Genomic DNA, 2,519 nt, shown 5'->3' with positions numbered 1-2,519 from the left:
GCGTCAAATAGTCCGCACCTAGCGCCAAGCCTTGGTCTGCGAGATGATTCCTCCCAGAACCCAATCATGGAGGGATCGTCGTGACGAAAGCCGAGTTGCAAAAGCTTCGTGAGGTTTGGCGCGCCCGCATAGCCGACTTTCGGGCCAGCGGACAAACGGGTGCCGCATGGTGTGCCGCCCACCAGATCAAAGAGCACCAGCTGTGGTATTGGGTGGGCAAGTTCAAGGCGGAGCAAGTCGAGCCGCAGCCTCGTTTTGTCCCCGTTCATGTCCAGGAACCGACCGAAAAGCTGGACAAACCGCTGCCTGTCCGTGTGGGCCCGGCCACAATCGAGGTCACCCCCGGTTACGACACGGAACTGCTGCGCGATGTGGTTCGCACGTTGTCCGGCCTATGCTGAATATCGGGACGGGACCGGAGCTGCGTGTGTATCTGGCATGTGGCAGCACGGACATGCGAAAATCCATCGACGGTTTGGCCGCCTTGGTTCAGGAGTCTTTCGAGCTGGATCCGTTTTCTCCGTGCATTTTCGTCTTTTGCAACCGCAAGCGGGACAAGCTGAAAATCCTGTACTGGGAGCACAACGGCTTCTGGCTGTGTTATCGGCGCCTGGAGCGAGGACGGTTTCAATGGCCGGACACCCCTGCCGGCAAAACCATCGTTATTGGCCAGCGGGAACTGAACTGGCTGTTGGACGGACTGTCCATCTTCCAGCAGAAGGCCCACCCGAAAGTCTCCGCGAAGAGCGTGGTGTAAGGTCTAAAAATCGGGAAAAACGCCTTTGTAACCAGGGATTTCGGCGGCTATGTCGAAATCCTTTTGCATGACGAACACGACGAAGGTGACCAGCAACCAGGTAGAATCCTTGCAGGAGCGCTACGAAGCGCTGGAGCGGGAAAACGCGGAACTGAAAAAGCAGGTGAAGCTGCTGTTGGAAGAGCTTCGCCTAGCCCGCCATCGGCAGTTCGGGAAATCCAGCGAACGCACGACGGAGGACCAGGTGCGATTGGACCTGGTATTTAACGAGGCCGAGGCGGAAGCGCAGCCGGAAGCCGAGGAACCCCCTGTCGAGACGGTCACGTATCAACGACGCAAGAAACAGCCTGGTCAGCGGGAGGCCATGCTTGCAGATCTGCCGGTGGAACGGATTGAATACCGTTTGTCGGAGAAAGAGCGGATCTGCCCGTGCTGCGGTGACGTCATGGACGAGATGGGCATTGAGGTCCGTCGTGAGCTTAAGCACATTCCGGCTCAGACGGTGGTGGTCGAACATGTGCAGTATAAATACGCATGCCGACCGTGTGACCAGCATGGGACCGAAACGCCTGTGGTGAAGGCGCAGATGCCCCATCCACCGATTCCAGGCAGCCTTGCATCCGCCTCGATGTTGGCACATGTGATTGACAAGAAGTACGTGGACGGACTGCCCCTGTACCGGCAGGAGGAACAGTTCGCCCGGAAGGGCTTGGCATTGTCGCGGCAGACCTTGGCCAACTGGGTCGTGCTTGGCACGACACGGTGGCTCAGCCTGGTGTATGACCGGCTGCACGAGGAGTTGCTTTCGCGCAAGTACCTGCATGCGGACGAGACGACCCTCCAGGTGCTCCACGAGCCGGGACGGGCGGCCGAGTCGGAGTCGTATATGTGGCTGTACCGCAGCGGCCGGGATGGTCCCCCTATCGTGTTGTTTGACTATCAGGAAACGCGGTCCCGAGAACACCCGAGGAGGTTCCTGGAGGGATTCAAGGGTTACCTGCATGTGGACGGGTACAGCGGGTATCACAATATCGAGGGCGTCACCCTGGTAGGATGCTGGGCACACGCGAGGCGCAAGTTTGATGAGGCGCTGAAAGCACTGCCGACCGCAGAACGGAAAAAACCGACCGCGGCCCGGATTGGGCTTGAGTATTGCAACCGATTGTTCAAGATTGAACGGGGTTTGAAAGACGCGACCCCCGAGGAACGACACGCTGGGCGGCAGAAGTTGAGCCGACCGGTGCTGGACGCGTTTTTGACGTGGCTTCAGGAGCAGAGTGTACAGGTCTTGCCCAAGAGTGCTTTGGGCAAGGCGGTATCGTATTGCCTACATCAGTGGAACAAGCTGGTGGTGTTCCTGGAGGACGGGAACCTAGAGTTGGACAACAACCGGAGCGAGAGGTCCATCAAGCGGTTTGTGATAGGTCGCAAGAACTTCCTGTTCGCGAATACACCGCGCGGGGCCAGGGCGAGCGCCATCGCCTACAGCCTGGTGGAGACCGCCAAGGAGAATGGGTTGGACCCGTATTGGTATCTGGAATACCTGTTCGAGCGGCTGCCGAACATCCGAACGGATGACCGGGTGGCGATGGATGAGTTGCTCCCGTGGTCGGACCGCCTGCCGGAACGAATCCGGAGACGTGGAAAAAAAGGATAGCATGAGAAATTGCCCCGCTGGGTTCCCTGGCGGGGCTGATTGTTGTTGTGCATGACTCTCGCACGACATGTAGAGAAGCGCAAGGTGTGAGGGATTTGACGCTTA

General features: G+C 58.6%; 3 protein-coding genes. All 3 read left to right on the top strand.

Annotated features, from left to right (window positions below):
* Positions 1-80: 80 nt before the first annotated feature.
* The 3 genes from tnpA to tnpC all read left to right on the top strand — a co-directional run bounded on the left by tnpA (position 81) and on the right by tnpC (position 2,414).
* Positions 81-401: an IS66 family insertion sequence element accessory protein TnpA gene (gene tnpA, locus AK2_RS16160; RefSeq protein ID WP_067937119.1), complete on the top strand. Its 321-nt coding sequence runs from the start codon at positions 81-83 to the stop codon at positions 399-401.
* On the top strand, positions 395-757 hold the full coding sequence (gene tnpB / locus AK2_RS16155) for an IS66 family insertion sequence element accessory protein TnpB (RefSeq protein ID WP_067937116.1): 363 nt from the start codon (positions 395-397) through the stop codon (positions 755-757). Before tnpA ends, tnpB begins: the two co-directional genes overlap by 7 nt.
* Before the next feature lie 67 nt (positions 758-824).
* Positions 825-2,414, top strand: a complete 1,590-nt coding sequence (gene tnpC / locus AK2_RS16150) for an IS66 family transposase (RefSeq protein WP_083521314.1) — start codon at positions 825-827, stop codon at positions 2,412-2,414.
* Positions 2,415-2,519 lie beyond the last annotated feature (105 nt).

It is taken from the genome of Alicyclobacillus kakegawensis NBRC 103104 (genome assembly GCF_001552655.1).
Lineage (GTDB): Bacteria > Bacillota > Bacilli > Alicyclobacillales > Alicyclobacillaceae > Alicyclobacillus_G > Alicyclobacillus_G kakegawensis.
This window is presented reverse-complemented; position numbering and strand designations above follow the sequence as displayed.